Consider the following 18,475-nt stretch of genomic DNA (forward strand, 5'->3'; position numbering starts at 1 on the left):
CCGGCGTCCTTATTTTTCGGCCTCAGGGACCTCCCGGTCAGGCGCGCGCACCGGTTACAGCGCAGCGCGGGACAGGGTCCCAAAGGTCTAATTCGCCAGTTGATGCGAAGCGTTGCATGTCTCCAAGGGATACGGAGGCTGGCGCTGACCTTGACGCAAATGCCCCGGAATTCGCCGGTGCGCATCGGCGGCGGGGTCATATTCTTTTGTGAGTGGAATACGTGATGGAAAAGATACCCATGACCAGCGAAGGACACGCGGCCATGGAGACGGAACTCAAGCAGCTCAAATCCGTTGAGCGCCCGCGCATCATCGCGGCGATTTCCGAAGCCCGTAAACACGGCGATCTCTCTGAAAATGCAGAATATCACGCCGCCAAAGAGCAGCAGGGCCTCAACGAAGCCCGCGTGGCCGAGCTGGAAGATGCCCTTGCCCGTGCTGACGTCATCGACGTCACCAAACTCTCCGGCAAGAACGTGACCTTTGGTGCCTTCGTCGAAATCGTCGACGAAGACACTGACGATGAAGTGACCTATCAGATCGTTGGCGACAACGAAGCCAGCGTGAAGGACGGCAAGATTTCAATCTCATCCCCCATCGCCCGCGCCCTCATCGGCAAGACAGCCGGCGACAGCGTCGAGGTGGCGACACCGGGCGGCGGCAAGAGCTACGAGATTCTGAAGGTGCGCTTCAAGTAGTTGGCGGCACAGCACCAAAAAACCCGTATCCCTCCGGCTTGACCGGAGGGCCTACTCTCGAAGCCACTTGTGGCAGAGGGCATGTAAGCTCGGGACCCTAGGCCGCACACACCTTCCAACGATCCAATGCGAGTGGACCCTCCGGTCAAGCCGGAGGGATACGGAATTGGGTGGCGGAAGAGGAATAGCCCCGAATCTAGGCCTCTAGCGGCTCCATCAGATCAACCGGCACACCGGGGTCATATTTGGAGCGGCGGATGGTCAGCGATGTGCGCACATGCGCCACGTTGGGAGCCGGCGTCAGGCTTTCGGTTAGAAAGCTCTGAAAGCTGGCCAAGTCCGGCGCGACGCATTTGAGGATGAAGTCGATCTCGCCATTGAGCATGTGGCATTCGCGGACCAGCGGCCACGCATCGACACGCTCTTCGAAGGCCCGCAGATCAGCTTCCGCCTGGCTGTGTAGCCCCACCATGGCGAACACCGTGACGTCAAAACCCAGATCCCGCTCAGACAGCTGGGCGTGATAGCCCTCAATCAGACCTGCTTCCTCGAGCGCCCGCACCCGGCGCAGACACGGCGGTGCTGAAATGCCGACCCGGTTGGACAGCTCCACATTTGTCATGCGGCCGTCAGCCTGAAGCTCAGCCAGTATCTTTCGGTCAATCGCGTCGAGTTTTACCCGCTGCATGAAAGCGTGCGTCCCTGCTAGAAGAGTGGTGGTCGCGACTCGCAAGAGCCAGCGAACTAATAGCGCAGCCTCCCGGACCCGCGCAATAAAATTGCGCATACACGAACGATTATGTCTCAAGACCCTACGGAATCAGGCGGCTCAACCGCACCGGCCTCACAATCGGACCCGGCCACCATGGTCGACAAACCGGTCGCATGGGCGATCAGCGGCGGCGCGCGGGGCATGGAGAACCAATGCCTGGCGCTGGCAGAAGCGGCAGGCTTCGCGCCGGTCCCCCTGCGGGTTGCCGCCAAGGCACCCTGGCGCTGGCTTCCTGAAATGGCGTGGTCCCTATGGGGCAAGGTGCCGTCACGGCTCTCAGCTGAAAATCGGCAGATGCTGGATGGCCCCTGGCCTGATCTTGTCGTCGCCTGTGGCCGTCAGTCCGTGCCTCTTGCCATTCATATCAAGCGGGTTTCCGAGGGACGGACATTTGTCGTCCAGTGTCAGGACCCCCGCGTGACACCGGCCTTGTTCGATCTCGTGGTGCCGCCGGACCACGACAATGTCACCCCGGCGCAAAACGTCCTGTCGATCATCGGTTCCCCCAATCTTGCCCTGCCCTGGCGGTTGGCCGAGGCGTCGGGCAAATGGGCATCAAAGTTTGACGCCCTCGGGCGCCCGTTTGTGGCCGTTGCCATCGGCGGGTCCAGCAGTGCCTACCGCCTCAATCGCAGCAGCATCGACGAGCTGTTCCGGTGCCTTGAGAAGATGCAAACCGAGTCCGGTGCACGCCTTGCCATCACCACGTCCCGGCGGACGGGCCCCGACAACGAAGAGCTCATTCAGGCGCATGCCAAACGTCTTGGCGCGTGGGTGTGGGACGGGTCCGGCGACAGCCCAATTCTGGGTCTGTATGCGTGCGCCGATGCCATCGTCGTGACCGAGGACAGCGTGAACATGGCAGCCGAAGCTGCCGCCAGCGGCAAGCCGCTTTATGTGGCCGAGCTCGACGGCGGCTCCGAGAAGTTCGATCATTTCCATGACGTGCTGAAGGCCCGTGGCATTGCCCGCTCCCTGACCCATGCTCCCCTTGAAGCATGGAGCTACCCCCCGCTCACCGAAACACTTCGCGCCGCGCAGGAAATCAGGCAGCGCATGAGCGACAGGGGTTTTGCGCTTCCTGCAGAACCTCAGACCGGACACTAGCCCCCAATCCATGGGCCCATGCATAGGCAGTGCAGGCGATTCAGTAGGCGGATCAATATCATCCGCTAACTGACTCTCCGGACTCTGATATTTCAACTTATCCACAGGTCAGTACACAGAAGATGCCGCGGACCCATTGTCCCAGCGGCGGGGCGCGATTCATCACCGCAATCGCACGGCATAAGCGACTCAAATGACTCGCAGTTTCGACTTATCCACAGCCCCACCATATTGCGCCATGAAGCGATTCAATTGGGTCAGGACCGCCACCCAACACCGTCTATGGAATCCGGGACTGCCGGTCATCCACAGGATGACCGGCGGAGGACTTGTTATGGCACGGCTACCAGTGATCCCAGGTTCATCACCACCCGCTCTGAAACCAGCTTGTCCGTCTCATCAAACTTGTAGAAGGCAACGAACGGCAGCTCCACGTTGCGACCGCTGGCCTCAATGCCCTGAAACGCCAGCACGTGTTTGCCACACAGCCGCCCCTCCACAATGACCTCGTCATCTGTGAAGTGCTCATGGTCGATGTGGTTCTGTCCGCCTTCTATGGCGCCATCCGTGCCCCACAACCCAATCAGCCCATGGGCTGCCTTGATGCTGTCAGGGTCGGCAAATGTCTGGCGGTTGTAGTGCATCTCCCCGCGAGGCGAGAAGGTGGCCATGATCCCGTCAATGTCGTGGTTGTTTTCCACCTCGTAGTGATGCTTCAGCAGGGCGCTGCGGCGAGCTTTCTCAGTGTCACTAACGGTCATTGGTACGCTCCTGGAACGGGTTGAGTGAGACAAAAAGGTCGGCGGAAATGGGGGTCAGGAGCCGGGGTCAAAGGCCTGCCTGAGGGACGTCACCGCACCGTCAGCAACCTGCTGCAGCAGTACGCGAGACTGACCTGCACGCCCCAGAACGCGGATGGAGACAGCGGACGCAAAAACCATGGCGACCAGCTCGTCCAGATCAGGCATTTGCGACGAGGCGGCCTGAGCTTCTGCCAGCCGCTTGCGAACGCGCCGGTGCATCTCCTGCAGACCGGCATTGACGGCCTCAGCGTTTGCCGCGCCGACAAAGCCTGTTTCAGGAATGGCATTGATGAGAAGGCAACCGCGACGATCAGGGTCATCAGCGGTGATCCGCACGACCGCATCAAGCATCTCGCGGATGCCCTCAATGCCTTTGGCATCAGATGCAAGTTCAGCGCGCAGATGAGCGAGATAGCTGTCGATGGCGACAGCAAACATCCCCTCCTTGTCCCCATAGGCCGCATACAGGCTTCCGCGCAGCAGACCCGTCGCTGACACCAGGTCGGGAAGCGACGTGTGGCCATAGCCACGCAGCCAGAAGGCATTCATCAATGCCTCTGCCACCTCGTCAGAATTGAACCCTCTTGGTCTTGCCATGCCTTAGGATTGATGATTATTGACTGAAGAGTCAAGAATGAATCTGACATTGCCTTGGTGCTTCAAAACCCAAGCGACTCTGCACAGCTGGTGCGACCAGATGCCCATCATCAATGCCTTGCAAATACTTAGAAGAATTCTAATTTGCAGCTCACAGAAGATGTGGGATTCACCCCTATGGCCCGGCCGCCCTCTCCGGCTGCGGCACCTTCTGTGGTTTTTGATCTCCAAGTTGCTTTTAAGGAGCCACCCATAATGACTGTCCTCGTAGGCAAAACTGCCCCGGATTTCACAGCTGCTGCCGTCATGGAAGACGGCTTCATCAAGGAAGACTTCCATTTGATGGAGCACCTCAAGGGCTCTTACGGCGTGGTGTTCTTCTGGCCGCTGGACTTCACATTCGTCTGCCCCAGCGAAATCCTCGCTTACTCGAACCGCGTCGAAAAGCTGTCGGCCATGAACACCAAGGTCGTCGGCATCTCCATCGACAGCCAGTTCACCCACTACGCCTGGCGCAACACGGCGCCCAAGGATGGCGGCCTGGGACCGGTAAAGTTCCCCATGGTCGCGGACGTGTCCAAGCAGATCACCCGTGAATACGGCATTCTGCATCAGGATGAAGTGGCCCTGCGCGGGACCTTCGTGATCGACCGCGATGGCATCGTCCGCCACCAGCTGGTGAATGACCTGCCGTTGGGCCGCAATGCGGACGAGACCGTTCGCATGGTGGAAGCGCTTCAGTTCCATGAAGAAGTGGGCGAAGTCTGCCCTGCCGGCTGGCAGAAGGGCGATGAAGGCATGAAAGACACCGCGGCAGGCGTTGCTGACTATCTCGGCAAGCACGCAGACGCTCTTTAGGCCCTAAAAGCCCTCAATACGGGTCTTGTCATATCTACGTGATCTACCGCGTCTCTATGGGATGGGGTAATTGATCTAGGAGCGACAAGACCCATGTTGAGGGCACTCATTCGGCTATTATGTCGGCAATCGGGGATTCGCCCCGGAACACCTAGCGACGCCGACACCACACGCACACCACGACTAAGATCGCGAAAGGCCCAGAAAATGGCCAACGAACAGACAAAACACGCAAAAGTTCTCATCATTGGTGCCGGCCCCGCAGGCTACACAGCCGCGATCTATGCCGCCCGCGCCATGCTTGAGCCTGTCATGGTCCGCGGCCTTCAGCCCGGCGGCCAGCTAACAATCACCACCGAAGTGGAAAACTATCCAGGCTTTGCGGATGTGATCCAGGGCCCCTGGCTGATGGAACAGATGGAAGCTCAGGCCAAGCATGTGGGCACGGAAATGATCGACGACACGATCATGTCCGTTGACCTCAAGGCCCGGCCTTTCCGTGCGGTGGGCGACGGTGGCGTCGTCTACACGGCGGACTCGGTCATCATCGCAACCGGTGCCCAGGCCCAGTGGCTTGGCCTGCCCTCAGAAGACAAGTTCCAGGGTTTTGGCGTGTCCGCCTGCGCCACCTGCGACGGGTTCTTCTATCGCGGCAAGAAGGTGGTCGTGGTCGGCGGTGGCAACACCGCTGTGGAAGAAGCCCTGTTCCTCACCAACTTTGCGGAGCATGTCACGCTGGTGCATCGCCGTGATGAACTGCGCGCGGAGCGCATCCTTCAGGAGCGCCTCTTCAAGCACGAGAAAATCTCCGTCGAGTGGAACCACGAGGTGGACGAAATTCTTGGCAAGGGTGAGATCCAGGGCGTGACGCATATTCGCCTCAAGGACACCAAGTCCGGTGAAACCAAGGAAGTGGAAGCGGACGGCATCTTCATCGCCATCGGCCACAAGCCCTCCACCGAAATCTTCCGCGATCAGGTGAACATGAAGGATTCCGGCTACATCATCACCGAGCCGGATTCGACGGCGACAAACATTCCCGGCGTCTATGCGGCCGGTGATGTGACGGATGAGACCTATCGGCAGGCCGTAACGGCTGCCGGCATGGGCTGCATGGCCGCCCTTGAGGCTGAGAAGTACATCGCTGAAAACGAAGCCAATAACACCAAGGCCGCGGCAGCAGAGTAAGAAGCTCCCAAACCGCCCCTTAACAGCGTCACAAAACCCCATTGTTGCCCGTCTGGTTCGCGTCGGTGCAACAATGGGGTTTGTCGTCTCCGGTGACAGAGATGAAAAACAGAATGTGGGGAAGACATGGGCAAGACAGGCATCAGGATTTTCATCGGCCTTTGGGCCCTGGCGATGCTGCTGGGCGTTGCCTATCTCTTCCGCACACCGCTCATGCTGCAACTGGTCAGCCTCGAAGGCGAGCCTCCCCTGCTGGACCGGGCAGATGTCGTGCTTGGCGACAGGGAACTATGGGCAGACGCATTTTACACCGTCGAAGAGATCGGCCCCGACACCTTCGTCATTGCTGAGCCGCTGTATCATCAGGACGTCCATTCCTACCTGCTGGTGGGCAGCGAACGCGCCCTGCTCATTGATACCGGGTCACCCGCAGGCAAGATTGCGCCGGTCGTTGCCTCCCTGACCGACAAGCCGGTAAGCGTGATCTCCAGCCACCTTCACTATGACCATGTTGGCAATCACGACGCCTTCGACACGATCCTGATGCCGGACCTCCCACATCTACGTGCGCGCGTGCCCGACGGTGTTTTCACCCCCACCAGTGATGAACATCTGGGGTTTGTGGAAGGGTATGACGTCCCCAGCTGGCAGGTTGCGGGCTGGTGGGAACCGGACACGGATATGGACCTTGGCAACCGGCAGGTGACGCTGCTCTCCATCCCCGGCCATACGCCTGACTCCGTTGCCATATGGGACAAGCAGGCAAAGCAGTTCTTTATGGGCGACTATTCTGGCGACGGGGCCATCTATGCCTTCATGCCCAATTCCAGCCTCAGGACCTATCTGGACACCACACGGCGGCTGGTCGCGGACCTGCCGGAGACCATCAACATCTATGCTGCCCATGGCGATGCCAAGTCCGGTGTGCCTGTGACAGGCCTCCAGTCCCTGCGCGATCTGGAGACAGCGCTGGCAGCCTTTGAAGATGGAACAGCTCAGGGAACAGGTGTCTGGCCGCGGGCTTTTACCGTCAACGACACCACAAGCATCCTGACGGACCTGCCCGGCCCGTTGTCTGCATCCAGAGACCTGCCCTAATCGACCAGTTCGGGCCAGGCAGCGAGGATGGTGGGCAGATCGAAATAGTCGCGCCAGATCTTGATTTTCCCGTCCTCGATTTCGAAAACGCCGGTTACCGGAAGCTCTACCCAACGGTCTTCTGCAAGTTTGTGTCGATCAACGCGCTCAATAAAAACTGTTGAACCGGAGGCGGCTTCGCGCAGAAACACGAATTCATTCTTCAGCGTAGGTCCAAAGAACGGTTCGAGCACTGCACGCACCCCGGCAGGACCGGTTACGGCGTCCATGCCAAGAGGCATGTTTTCGTAAACGCAATCTCCTGAGAGATACCCAAGGCCTTCCTCGAACTTCTTGTCGCCCATTGCCATCAGGAATTTGCGAGCCAAGTCGATTGTTTGCTGTGCGTCAGCCATGTCTGTCGTCTCCCTAGGATGTCTAAGTGCTTTCAGCATCAAAGACCGGCCTGCGACCACATACAATTACCTCTAAAGTCATGATTTACAGGATCAGCCAAGACCCAGCAAAGACGGCACTTCGGCCATGTCACGCACCACTACCGCGCCAGCATCCGCAAGGGCATTGCCATCCGTATGCGGATCACCGGCATAGCCGATGACGCGCATGCCAGCTGCCATCCCTGCCTGCACGCCAGGCACTGTGTCCTCAATCACAACTGCCCGGTGCGGCGCATGGCCCATCTGAGACGCTGCAAACAGGAACAGGTCCGGCGCCGGCTTGCCCTTGGCCACCATCGTTGCGCTGAAGACGGCCTCTCCAAAGTGATGGTCAAGCCCCGCACGCCCCAGCACATGTGCCAGATAATCCGGTTGGCTGGAGGAGCCGACGCATCGCGGAATATTTTCGGCCTCGACACGCGCAACCACATCCGCGACACCGGGAATGGCGGTCACCGTCTCATAAATGGATGTGTGCATTCTCTCGCGGGACCGCTGCACCCATTCTTCGGGAACACGTGTTCCGATTTCACTTTCAATGATGGCGATCGTTGACGGCCACGACAGACCACGAAACCGGCGATGGCTGTCTGCGGTCGTTGTCGGCCAGCCAAGCTCGCTCACCGCGATGGCAAGCACTTCATTGGCAATCGTCTCGCTGTCCACCAGAACGCCGTCGCAATCGAATATGACGAGGTCCGGTCGCGTGGATATAGGGTCATGTGTCATGCCCTGCGATGTAGGCGGGTCACCTGCAAAGAGCCAGTCACATCGGTTTTCCAACCATTGCAGCATGCGTCGCAATTCGGCCCGCAAGTGGGATATGCAAAATGACTGTTACATTTGGCAGGCATTGCCCTTGCGCCGAATCGCTTCCCGTCGGATATAGGGCCGAACCAAAAGCGAATAACGCTGCGGCAAGCAGGCGGGAGCTAGGGGCGTCATGGACTGGGACAAGCTGCGCATATTTCATGCGGCCGCAGAGGCTGGCAGCTTTACCCATGCAAGTGAGCAGCTGAACCTCAGCCAGTCAGCCGTCAGCCGTCAGATCTCCGCTCTGGAAGAATCGCTGGGTCTTACCCTGTTCCATCGCCATGCTCGCGGCCTGCTGCTGACGGAAACCGGCGAAGTGCTCTATGGCACCACCCGCGAAGTCTTTACCCGCCTGGCGGATACCGAAAGCCGGCTGCGCGAGACCAAAGGCGAACCCTCAGGCGACCTTAAGCTCACAACCACTGTGGGCTTTGGTGCCAACTGGCTGGTGCCGCGCCTCAAGGAATTCACCGACCGCTACCCCAAGATCAACCTGCATCTCATCGTGGATGACCGTGAGCTTGATCTGGCGATGCGTGAGGCGGACGTCGCCGTGCGCTTCCACCCGCCCGTGCAGCAGGACCTGGTGCAGCGCAAGCTGTTCCGTGTCCACTATCACCTTTACGCCACCAAGGATTATCTGGCGCGCAAGGGCGGCGAGCCCAAGACGCTGGCCGACATCGATAACCACGACATCGTGGTTTATGGCGATGCAGCACCGGCAGCCCTGCAGGAAGTGAACTGGCTGCAGACAGCAGGCCTTGAAGATGGCCGGGCCCGCGAGCCGTTTTTCCGGGTAAACAATATCTACGGGGTGCTCAAGGCCGTTGAATCAGGCTTTGGCATCGGTGCCCTGCCCGACTACATCATCCGCCACCACCCGGACGTTGTACGGGTGCTGCCGGACGTGGAAGTCCCCCATTTCGACACGTTTTTTGTGTATCCGGCGGAGCTTCGGGACACAAAACGGATCACCGTCATGCGTGATTTCCTGCTCGAAAAAGCCCGGGAATGGACCTACTAAGGTCGTTCGATCTCGCTCTACCGAGAATTTGTCCGCAAAATCAGTGATTTGCATTGGCGTGAGGACTGAACGATTAGCTATGCGTTCAGCGCATGGTTGCTTTGAAGGCAGTTTGCTTGAATGCAGTGCAGCAAAAGCCTAAATCTTCGCCATCAGCAGTTCACGTAACTGCACTCCTTCGAAGCGTCCTCTCCCCAAGACGTTGCTTCGAGGCAGCATGTAGCCACTCCTCCCCTTGAGGCTGCATCCGCCGGTAGCCAGGCACCCCCCCATTAGCCTGCTACCCAAGGACTAGGGCCGGGCCAGCATGAGTAACGCTGGTCCGGCCTTTTTCTTTTCCCAGCCAGATATTTCTCGATGTCTCCACACTTTGTTGCCGCATTTTGCCGTGCTGATGCGCCCTGCAACGTGATTGGAGGCCCCCATGCCCACAGCTGAGTTCAATGTCCCCATTGAAGGCGGGTGCACCTGCGGCGCCGTGCGCTATGTCAGCACAGCCGCCCCTGTGTGGAGTGCCAACTGCCATTGCCATGCCTGTCAGGCAGGCAGCGGTGCGCCCTTTGTGTCGGCCATCTCGGTCCCGGCGAACGCCATCACCGTCACGGGAGAACGGGTGGAGTTCCAGCGCATGTCAGAGAGTGGCAATGGCGTCACAACCGCCCTGTGCGCCCGTTGCGGCACACGCATCCACGCCCAGTCCCAGGGCAACACGGCGCTGCTGAACCTGTTTGCGTCGACGCTGGACCAGCCGGAGGCCTTCACGCCGATTTCAAACGTGTATGTGAGTGAAAAAGCCCATTGGGTGACCCTGGACCCGGATATCCCGGCCTTTGAAAAAATGCCGGGCTAGAGGACCTAGTCCGCGTCCTGCGGTGCGGCCGGCGGCATGGCCAGATCATCGTCTGCGCCAAAGAGCCTGCCGCCTTCCGCCATGGCGACGCAGGCAATGGCCCCAAGGGCGAGCATCAGATAACCCGCAAACAAAGGCACCGCCGTGCCGTCATACATGTAGCCGATGGTGGCCCCCAGCACGCCGCCCACAAAGGTCTGCAAAAACCCAAGGACGGACGATGCCGTGCCCGCCACATGGCCCAGCGGGTCCATCGCCAGCGCGTTGAAGTTGGTGCCGATAAACCCAAAGCACGCAAAGATCGACGCAATCATCAAGCTGAACAGCCAGAACGGGAACGCGTCGCCCAGGCCAAGAGCGAAGACGAGTGCCAGGGCGATAAGACCGGCAAAGCACATGAGCGCTGTATGCGACAGCCGCCGCATGCCCATGCGCTCAACCAGCCGGGAGTTGGTGAAGCTGGCCGCTGCCATGAACACCACCGTGCCGCTGAAGGCGAGCGTGAAATAGTCCCCAAGGCCGAATGTCTGGGTAAACAGCTGCTCCGCCTGACTGATGAAGGCAAAGAGCACGGCAAATGTGAGCGCCGTGGCGAGCGCGTAGCCAAATGAGGCCCGCGTCGTGACAACCACCCTGAAGGCTGACGACACACGTGTGAATGTCAGCGGCAAGCGATACTCAGGATGCAGCGTTTCCGGCAGACGGATGTAACTCCACACCGCCATGACAGCCCCCAGAATACCGGTCACCCAGAAGACCGACTGCCAGTCGCCGAACAGTATGATGAGCTGACCAATGTTAGGGGCGATCAGCGGCACTGCCATGAACACCATCATCACCAGCGACATGACAGACGCCATGCGCGCACCACCGAACGTGTCTCGCACAATCGACACAGCAATCACCCGCGTTGCCGCCGTGCCGATGCCCTGAATGAAACGGATCGCCAGCAGGGATTCAAAATTCGGGACGTAGGACGCCAGCGCCGACGCGCCCACATAGACCGCCAACCCGAACATCAGGACCGGGCGTCGGCCAAACCTGTCCGAGATGGTGCCGTAGAACAGCTGCGCGATGCCGAAACCCATGATGTAGGCTGTGATGACAAATTGGCGGCGGTTCTCGTCTTCGACACTCAGCGCTTCGCCAATGTCCTGCAGCGCCGGGATAAACACGTCGATCGCCAGCGCATTGAGCGCCATCAGCGCAGCCACCATGGCCACGAGCTCCCAGCGCGGAAGCGCCAGGGCCGGGCTCGATGCGGGTTCGGGTGCGGAGGGGGACGACATAAATGGCAGCCTTGAGACGTGGCCGGAATAGGCAGGGCCCGACTTTTAAGCCTTCAGCACCGCGCGGCAAACCGAAAATGCTGCATGGCAGACGTGTGGCGCATGACAATAAGGATGTCCGCTTACACTGGATCCCCCGGTCAAGCCGGAGGATGGCGGAGGGTCTAAGCTAGCCCTGCCCAACCAGTCACGCCATTGTCCGGTTCAACCGGACAATCCATGCAGCGTTGCAGGGGCGAGTGGACTCCGGATCAAGTCCGGAGAGACGGGAGGGTGTGACTGGCCCGGATTACCCAACCAGCGCGGAACACAGAGGGGTCACCGATACAGGTTCTGTCCCTCAAGGCCCTTGTAGAGGCCGGCCACCTGTTCTTCGTAGCCATTGAACATCAAGGTTGGTACGCGGCGGCCTGTGCCCAGCACTTCTTCAGTGGCCTGGCTCCAGCGCGGATGGGGAACCTCCGGGTTCACATTGGCCCAGAAGCCATATTCCTTGGGCGCAATCTCTTCCCAGAAACTTGTTGGCTTCTTGCCGGTGAACTCAAACGTCACAATCGACTTGATGGACTTGAAGCCATACTTCCAGGGCACCGCCAGACGAATGGGAGCCCCGAACTGCTCACCCAGGGGCTTGCCGTAAATGCCTGTCGCCATGAAGGCCAGCTCATTGCGCGCTTCAGCCATGGTGAGACCTTCGGTATAGGGCCACGGATACCAGGATTGCTTCTGACCGCTGGCAACGCTGGGCTGCATGAAGGTCTGCATCTTCAAATAGCGCGCCGATGACTTGGGCCTGGCAAAATCGACAAGGGCTGCGAGCGGGAAGCCCGACCACGGCACGGTCATGGACCACGCTTCAACGCAACGGTGGCGATAGATGCGCTCTTCAAGCGGCATCTGCGCAATCAGCTGATCCACATCCAGCGTAATGGGCGTCTCCACCTCGCCTGTGATTTCAATTTTCCACGGGCGCGAGACGAGTGCCTCAGCGGCCCGTGAGATGCGCTTGTGGGACCCGAACTCATAAAAGTTGTTGTAGGTGGATGACACCTCTTCATCCGTCACCGGCCGGTCAATGGGGATGGAGGTGTTGGCGGGATAGGGAAACAGCTCCGCTGCCTTTGCCGTCAGATCCGCTTCACCGCCTGCCAGTGCCTCCGTTTTTTCAGCCGCTTCACCGCAGCCGGCGACGGCAAGTGTGGCCGCGCCGGCAATGCTGGCCGTGGTGCCACGCAGAAACGCCCGCCGGTTGAGAAACACGTTTTCCGGCGTCACCAGATTTTCGGACAGTTCCCATTTACGGGGACGTTTTATGAGCATTGGTGCGGAACCCTTTTCACAGCGGCACGTTATTGATGGGGGTAATGATGGCCCACAGCACCAAAAGGGCAAATCACACCTGCGAGAGAGCTTTGCTATCTCGCGTGATGAGATCACGCGCCAAACACCCCCAAAAACCCGCGGTTTATTGGGCATTCACGCAAAGGCCGCATTGCCGCTATAGTAAAGGCCAGTAATGGTTTCAGCCCGCGTGCCGCTTGCCCACTGTTGGACTACTCGAAGGGGACACCGCCATGTCATGTCAGCATCCAAAAGTAGACGAAAACTCTGTTGTTACGCTTGATACGTCCATCAAGCCGATCCGCATGGACCGCCGTCAGATCATGATGGGCATTGCCGCAGGCTCGATCGTGGCCTTCACCGGCTGCGCCTATAACGAGCAGCTGGGCCGCAATCAGCTGATGCTCGTAAGCGATGGCCAGATGGCATCGCTGTCTTCACGCGCCTGGAGCGACATGAAGAAGAAGCAGAAGATCTCGCGCAATCCCAAATACAACAATCGTCTGCGCTCGGTCGGCAGGAAGATCACTACCGCCGCCAACATGCAGAACATGAACTGGGAATATGTGGCGTTTGAATCCAAGCAGAAGAATGCGTTCGTGCTGCCCGGCGGCAAGGTCGGCTTTTACACCGGCATGATGGACTTCCTCGACAATGACGCGCAGCTAGCCGCCATCATGGGTCACGAAGTGGGCCACGTGCGCGCCCGCCACGGTGCTGAGCGCTACAGCCAGGGGCTGGCCAGCCAGGTCGGCATGACCGCTGCACAGGTTGCCGTGGCCGCATCAGACGTGAGCTATGGCGCGCCTCTTGTTCAGGCGCTGGGCCTGGGTCTCCAGTTCGGTGTCCTGCTGCCCTACTCCCGCAGCCACGAACTGGAAGCGGATTCCATCGGCCTCAACTACATGACCAAGGCCGGGTACAACCCGCACCAGTCTGTTGCCCTGTGGCAGAAGATGGCCAGCGAAGGCGGCTCCCGTCCGCCGGAGTTCATGTCCACGCACCCGGACCCCAACACCCGCATCGCCGCGCTACGTCAGCAGATCGCGCGGATGGGGTATTAAGGCGTTCTCCAGGCATTTTGAAAAAGCAAAAGGCGCTCCCGGATGTGGGAGCGCCTTTTTCGTTTTCTGTCAAACGTGCGCTTCTATGTCAGGCTGGCACAGAACCGCTGAATGCGGGCGCAGGCGTCTTCCAGTGCTTCGGTCGACGTGGCGTAGGAGATGCGGAAGAACGGGGAGAGACCAAAGGCCTCCCCATGCACAACGGCGACGCCTTCCTGCTCCAGCAATGCCGTGGCAAAGGCCTCGTCACTGTCGATGACTTTGCCGTCTTGTGTCTTCTTGCCGATGAGGCCGCGGCAGGACGGATAGACGTAAAACGCCCCTTCCGGTGTCGGGCACTCAATGCCTGTGGCCTGGTTCAGCATGGAGACCACGAGGTCACGTCGGCCTTTGAAGACGGCAGCGTTCGTTGGAATGAAATCCTGCGTGCCGTTGAGCGCTTCGACCGCGGCCCACTGGCTGATGCTTGTCGGGTTCGATGTCGACTGCGACTGCAGCTTGCGCATGGCACCAATAAGTTCCTTGGGTCCAGCGCAATAGCCGATACGCCAGCCGGTCATGGCATAGGCTTTGGACACACCGTTCATGGTGAGTGTGCGGTCCTTGAGGCCGGGTTCAACCTGAACCGGTGTGACGAATTCAAAGTCGTCATAGACCAGATGCTCATACATATCGTCCGTGAGCACCCACACATGCGGATGCTTCATCAGCACGTCCGTGAGCTTCTTGAGTTCGTCACGTGAGTAAGCAGCACCCGACGGGTTGGACGGCGAGTTGAAGATCAGCCACTTGGTCTTGGGCGTGATGGCTGCTTCGAGCGCCTCCGGCGTCAGCTTGAAGCTGGTCTCGATAGTGGTCTGCGCAAACTTCGGCTCGCCACCGGCCAGCAGCACGATGTCGGGATAGCTCACCCAGTAGGGCGTCGGGATCACGACTTCATCGCCCGGGTTCAGGGTCGCCATCATGGCGTTGTAGATGATCGGTTTGCCGCCCGGCGCGACAAAGCATTCGTCGACGGCGTAGTCGAGGCCGTTCTCGCGCTTGAACTTGGCAGCAATGGCTTCCTTCAGCTCGGGGATACCATCCACGGCTGTGTATTTCGTCTCACCGCGATTGATCGCGTCAATGGCGGCTGCCTTGATGTTGTCAGGGGTATCAAAATCCGGTTCACCGGCGCCAAGACCGATGACATCGCGGCCCTGTGCCTTGAGGTCTCGGGCCTTCTGGGTCACAGCAATGGTGGCCGATGGCTGAACACGGGCAAGCGATTTCGACAGGAAGTTTTCTGGCAGGGCCATGACGGGCGTCTTTCCGCAAATTGAGGGCTGACAACAAGGAACGGGGCCGACCGTATAGCCGCCCCCGCCCTCTCGCAACCGTCAAACCGGCCTCATTGAAGCAGGTCAAATATGCATCTGTTCGGGGTCAGACGGCCCCTGCAGGCTGAACGCCCTGCTTGAGGGAATCCGCAAAGCCATGGTTGCGATCCCGGTGGCCTGCTTCGTCCGCACGCACGGCGATTACAACGTCGCGCAGCCGGGCATCCGGCGCCAGGTTCCAGTACTCAATGGCAATCGCAGGCGCGGCCACATTGTCCTGATGACCCGCATCAATCTCCTCGAGATAGCGCGTGTAGCTGATCACCGCTTCTTCCTCGAAATAGCCGACCACGCGATGGGCCGTCTTTGCGGAGAAGAGATACAGGAAGAAGTAGACATTATAGAACACCGCCTGCACGAGCATGATCACCACTCGCTCGAACATGCTGGGCTGCGCGATCTTGACGAAGGTCATGAGATGCATGCGCTCATTGTCTGCTTCATCCAGCAGTTCTCGGATCCAGCCTTCGTCATCTTCCATCCGCCGCAGGGAGCGCAGATGCTGCAGCAGTCCGCCCACCATGCCGGGGACGGCAGCAACCGTCTCCAGAACGATGGCCCGGTGCCCGTATCGCTTGGCAAAGAATGTGTCGGCAATGAAGCGCAGGACCTTGACGAACCACAGCGCTACCCGGTCGCTCATATCCGCCGGGGCATAGTGGTCTGTTTCATCCAAAATACGCGTGGTGTGGCCGGTCATGTCCTGATCCTCCAAGATATCAAGCACTCGCAATCTGCCTGAAAGATCGTATGCGGACGGCTTTGAATCACCCCGGCACAAGGCCGCAGCGCGCCTTTGTCACAAGCGACAACCTGTCCTGAAACGACAGTCTCGGTGACCTATTTGCCGCCAGTTTCTTTACCGACAGCCTCCAATGCCTGGATGGCGTCGGGCACATCCACATCCACCTGCATGCTGCGTGCGGTAAGCGGCGGCAGGTGACGTGTCTCTATGGGGACGCAGCCTGCCCAGTACGGCAGCTCCATGTCTTCCTCATCGTCATTGGGCCCGCCGCGCCGGACTTTCGCCACCGCCTCATCCAGCGGAATGCGCAGGATCATCGTGGCTTTCATTTCCTGCTTGTTGGGCGCACGAGAGCCGTCAGCCCGCCCCTCGGCAATGCCTTCCATGACCTTCCACATGGCATCCATCCGCGCGTCCTCGCCGGTCACTTCCTCAGCCACCCCATGCACCATGACGGAACGATAATTCATCGAGTGGTGAAACCAGGAACGCGCCAGCACCAGCCCATCAAGATGGGTGACCGTGGCGCACAGGGGCACGCCGGACGCCAGCGTCTTGAACATCCGCGTCTTGCGGCTGCCGTGGATCAGGATGCTCTCGCCATCGCGCACATAGAAGGTGGGGATCACCACCGGCGCGTCCTCATGGACGAAGGCCACATGCGCCACATAGCCCGCGTCCAGAATGCCGCGGACTGTCTCGCGCCCATAGTCCGCGCGCTGGTGGACCCGCACCTTTGTGCGCTTGGTCTTCTTATAGGTCTCAACTGTCGCCGGACGTGTGTGATCTTTTGGCATAGCACTCTCCGTCAATATGACGCAGGAGATAGAGCCAATTTGGTTTGCCAAATAGCACCAATTATGGACAATTAGGGGTGCCAATCAGGAGACACCCATGGCTGACACCCTTGCCGCCGCCCTTCCCGGCCTGACACTGGACCGCACAAGCGACGTACCGCTGCATGCACAACTGGCGCAGGCCCTGCGCACGGCGATCCTCACCGGGCAGGCGTCTCCCGGCACCCGACTGCCGGCAACCCGCAACCTGGCGGCTGAACTCGGCCTTGGCCGCAACACTGTCGCCGATGCCTATGACCAGCTGACTGCCGAAGGATATCTTGAGGCCCGCGTCGGCTCCGGCACCCGTGTTGCCTCAATTGCCCCGGACGCTTTTCTGGCAACCGGCGCATCATCTGATGAAGCAGACACCGCGCCGCCGCCACCGCTCTCCAAACGTGGTGATGCTCTGGCAGCTGCCATTCGTCCGGTCCCGCCGCCACCGGGCCGGTTCGGCTATGCCTTTCAACCCGGCATCCCCGCCTTTGACGCCTTTCCCTATGCAAGCTGGACACGGCTGGCGGCCCGCGCTGCCAAAAACATGAAGGCCGTTGGCGACTACTCCCATCCTGAAGGTCAGCCGGAGCTGCGGGCAGCCATTGCCGCGCATGTGAAGCTGGCCCGCGGCGTAGTGTGCGAGCCGGACCAGATCATCATTACCGCGGGTGCACAGGCGGGCCTCGACCTGGCCGCCCGGCTGCTGGTAGACCCCGGCGACAATGCGTGGATTGAAGACCCCGGTTATGCCGGCGCCCGCGGTGCCCTGATCGGCGCCGGGGCAACCCTTGTGCCTGTGCCCGTTGATGAAGAAGGCATGGACATTACCGCCGCGCGCAAGTTGCGCAAGCGGCCACGCCTCATCTACGTCACGCCGTCACACCAGTTTCCGCTGGGCGTCACCATGTCACTGCCACGGCGGCTGGACCTGCTGGAGCTGGCCGATGACGCAGACGCGTGGGTCATCGAGGACGATTATGACAGCGAGTACCGCTATCAGGGCCGGCCGCTGTCATCCCTGCAGGGCCTCGATGGCGGCAGGCGGGTGCTCTATGTGGGCACATTCTCAAAAACGTTTTTTCCAAGTCTGCGCATCGGCTATCTGATCGTGCCGGCAGCACACGCGGAAGCCTTCCGCAATGCCATCCGCAATACCGGGCACACAGCCCCGGGTCTGCCGCAGCTGGCACTCGCTGCCTTTCTGGAAGGCGGCCATTACGAAGCCCACGCACGTCGGATGCGCAAACTGTATGACGCCCGCCGCCTTGCTGTCCTCGCCGCATTGGAGGAGTTGGCACCCAGAACCCTTACGCCACAGGTACGAGAAGCAGGTATGCAGATGCCCGCCCTGCTGCGCTCCAACCGCAACGACCAGGCCATTGCCGCAGACCTGGCAAAAGACGGAATCGCAGCGGGCTCCCTGAGCCGCTACACGCTCGACGAAAAAAACCTGCGCCAGGGCCTGCTGCTGGGCTTTGCGGCAGTGGAAGAGAAGCATATCAGCCCTGCAATGCATCAGCTTGTGAGCCACCTCAACGGTTCATAGCCTTCGCGCTCCTGTTTCGGCTAGGGAGGCTCG

19 protein-coding genes are annotated in these 18,475 nt (G+C 59.9%); 9 read left to right on the forward strand and 10 right to left on the reverse strand.

The annotated features are described in order from the left end of the window. The first annotated feature begins 224 nt into the window (after positions 1-224). Positions 225-698, forward strand: a complete 474-nt coding sequence (gene greA / locus BN1012_RS10665; RefSeq protein WP_043949604.1) for a transcription elongation factor GreA — start codon at positions 225-227, stop codon at positions 696-698. Positions 699-894: 196 nt separating this feature from the next. On the opposite strand, the gene BN1012_RS10670 is transcribed toward greA, so the two are convergent. After that, positions 895-1,386: an Lrp/AsnC family transcriptional regulator gene (locus tag BN1012_RS10670; protein WP_043949605.1), complete on the reverse strand. Its 492-nt coding sequence runs from the start codon at positions 1,384-1,386 to the stop codon at positions 895-897. Between the two features lie 177 nt (positions 1,387-1,563). Here BN1012_RS10670 and BN1012_RS10675 point away from each other — a divergent pair, with 177 nt between their 5' ends. After that, positions 1,564-2,577 carry a mitochondrial fission ELM1 family protein gene (locus tag BN1012_RS10675; RefSeq protein WP_043950945.1) on the forward strand — a complete coding sequence of 338 codons (1,014 nt, stop codon included), beginning with the start codon at positions 1,564-1,566 and terminating at the stop codon, positions 2,575-2,577. A gap of 332 nt (positions 2,578-2,909) precedes the next feature. On the opposite strand, the gene BN1012_RS10680 is transcribed toward BN1012_RS10675, so the two are convergent. Next, on the reverse strand, positions 2,910-3,338 hold the full coding sequence (locus BN1012_RS10680; protein ID WP_043949606.1) for a nuclear transport factor 2 family protein: 429 nt from the start codon (positions 3,336-3,338) through the stop codon (positions 2,910-2,912). Between the two features lie 54 nt (positions 3,339-3,392). Next, positions 3,393-3,977: a TetR/AcrR family transcriptional regulator gene (locus BN1012_RS16935; RefSeq protein ID WP_081826337.1), complete on the reverse strand. Its 585-nt coding sequence runs from the start codon at positions 3,975-3,977 to the stop codon at positions 3,393-3,395. A 255-nt stretch (positions 3,978-4,232) separates the two neighbouring features. Here BN1012_RS16935 and BN1012_RS10690 point away from each other — a divergent pair, with 255 nt between their 5' ends. The 3 genes from BN1012_RS10690 to BN1012_RS16940 all read left to right on the forward strand — a co-directional run bounded on the left by BN1012_RS10690 (position 4,233) and on the right by BN1012_RS16940 (position 7,121). Further along, a complete protein-coding gene (locus BN1012_RS10690) occupies positions 4,233-4,835 on the forward strand; it encodes a peroxiredoxin (protein ID WP_043949607.1) in 603 nt (200 codons plus the stop codon). 207 nt (positions 4,836-5,042) lie between these two features. Continuing rightward, complete coding sequence (trxB, locus tag BN1012_RS10695; RefSeq protein WP_043949608.1) at positions 5,043-6,023, forward strand: thioredoxin-disulfide reductase; 981 nt, start codon at positions 5,043-5,045, stop codon at positions 6,021-6,023. A gap of 126 nt (positions 6,024-6,149) precedes the next feature. Continuing rightward, positions 6,150-7,121 (forward strand): MBL fold metallo-hydrolase, encoded by a 972-nt coding sequence (locus BN1012_RS16940; protein ID WP_052535096.1) that lies wholly within the window; start codon positions 6,150-6,152, stop codon positions 7,119-7,121. Here BN1012_RS16940 and BN1012_RS10705 read toward each other — a convergent pair. Both BN1012_RS10705 and BN1012_RS10710 read right to left on the reverse strand, forming a co-directional pair. Continuing rightward, positions 7,118-7,516, reverse strand: coding sequence for a limonene-1,2-epoxide hydrolase family protein (locus tag BN1012_RS10705; protein WP_052535098.1), 399 nt, complete (start codon positions 7,514-7,516; stop codon positions 7,118-7,120). The two genes, BN1012_RS16940 and BN1012_RS10705, sit on opposite strands and share 4 nt — an antisense overlap. Before the next feature lie 93 nt (positions 7,517-7,609). After that, entirely contained in the window at positions 7,610-8,287 is a 678-nt protein-coding gene (locus tag BN1012_RS10710) for an HAD family hydrolase (RefSeq protein ID WP_043950949.1), read from the reverse strand. A 214-nt stretch (positions 8,288-8,501) separates the two neighbouring features. Here BN1012_RS10710 and BN1012_RS10715 point away from each other — a divergent pair, with 214 nt between their 5' ends. Both BN1012_RS10715 and BN1012_RS10720 read left to right on the forward strand, forming a co-directional pair. Continuing rightward, the gene (locus tag BN1012_RS10715; RefSeq protein ID WP_043949609.1) at positions 8,502-9,395 is read left to right on the forward strand and encodes a LysR family transcriptional regulator; all 894 of its coding nucleotides are present in this window, start codon (positions 8,502-8,504) and stop codon (positions 9,393-9,395) included. Positions 9,396-9,819: 424 nt separating this feature from the next. Next, positions 9,820-10,245, forward strand: a complete 426-nt coding sequence (locus BN1012_RS10720; protein WP_043949610.1) for a GFA family protein — start codon at positions 9,820-9,822, stop codon at positions 10,243-10,245. A 5-nt stretch (positions 10,246-10,250) separates the two neighbouring features. Here the strand turns inward: BN1012_RS10720 and BN1012_RS10725 are convergent, their stop codons facing one another. Together BN1012_RS10725 and msrP are read right to left on the reverse strand one after the other, a co-directional pair. Beyond that, the gene (locus BN1012_RS10725; RefSeq protein WP_043949611.1) at positions 10,251-11,534 is read right to left on the reverse strand and encodes a multidrug effflux MFS transporter; all 1,284 of its coding nucleotides are present in this window, start codon (positions 11,532-11,534) and stop codon (positions 10,251-10,253) included. A gap of 318 nt (positions 11,535-11,852) precedes the next feature. Further along, entirely contained in the window at positions 11,853-12,854 is a 1,002-nt protein-coding gene (gene msrP, locus BN1012_RS10730; RefSeq protein ID WP_043949612.1) for a protein-methionine-sulfoxide reductase catalytic subunit MsrP, read from the reverse strand. 254 nt (positions 12,855-13,108) lie between these two features. Between msrP and BN1012_RS10735 the strand changes: the two genes are divergently transcribed. Beyond that, positions 13,109-13,939, forward strand: coding sequence for a M48 family metallopeptidase (locus BN1012_RS10735; protein ID WP_081826338.1), 831 nt, complete (start codon positions 13,109-13,111; stop codon positions 13,937-13,939). Positions 13,940-14,022: 83 nt separating this feature from the next. Here BN1012_RS10735 and BN1012_RS10740 read toward each other — a convergent pair whose 3' ends face one another. From BN1012_RS10740 to BN1012_RS10750, 3 genes are all read right to left on the reverse strand, one after another. Further along, positions 14,023-15,237 carry a pyridoxal phosphate-dependent aminotransferase gene (locus BN1012_RS10740; RefSeq protein ID WP_043949613.1) on the reverse strand — a complete coding sequence of 405 codons (1,215 nt, stop codon included), beginning with the start codon at positions 15,235-15,237 and terminating at the stop codon, positions 14,023-14,025. 127 nt (positions 15,238-15,364) lie between these two features. After that, entirely contained in the window at positions 15,365-16,045 is a 681-nt protein-coding gene (locus BN1012_RS10745; protein ID WP_244442891.1) for an alternative oxidase, read from the reverse strand. Positions 16,046-16,158: 113 nt separating this feature from the next. Further along, a complete protein-coding gene (locus BN1012_RS10750) occupies positions 16,159-16,860 on the reverse strand; it encodes a pyridoxamine 5'-phosphate oxidase family protein (protein WP_043949614.1) in 702 nt (233 codons plus the stop codon). A gap of 97 nt (positions 16,861-16,957) precedes the next feature. Here BN1012_RS10750 and pdxR point away from each other — a divergent pair, with 97 nt between their 5' ends. Further along, positions 16,958-18,442, forward strand: coding sequence for a MocR-like pyridoxine biosynthesis transcription factor PdxR (gene pdxR / locus BN1012_RS10755; RefSeq protein ID WP_043949615.1), 1,485 nt, complete (start codon positions 16,958-16,960; stop codon positions 18,440-18,442). The last annotated feature ends 33 nt before the right edge of the window (positions 18,443-18,475 follow it).

It is taken from the genome of Candidatus Phaeomarinobacter ectocarpi, assembly GCF_000689395.1.
GTDB classification, from domain to species: Bacteria; Pseudomonadota; Alphaproteobacteria; order CGMCC-115125; family CGMCC-115125; genus Pyruvatibacter; species Pyruvatibacter ectocarpi.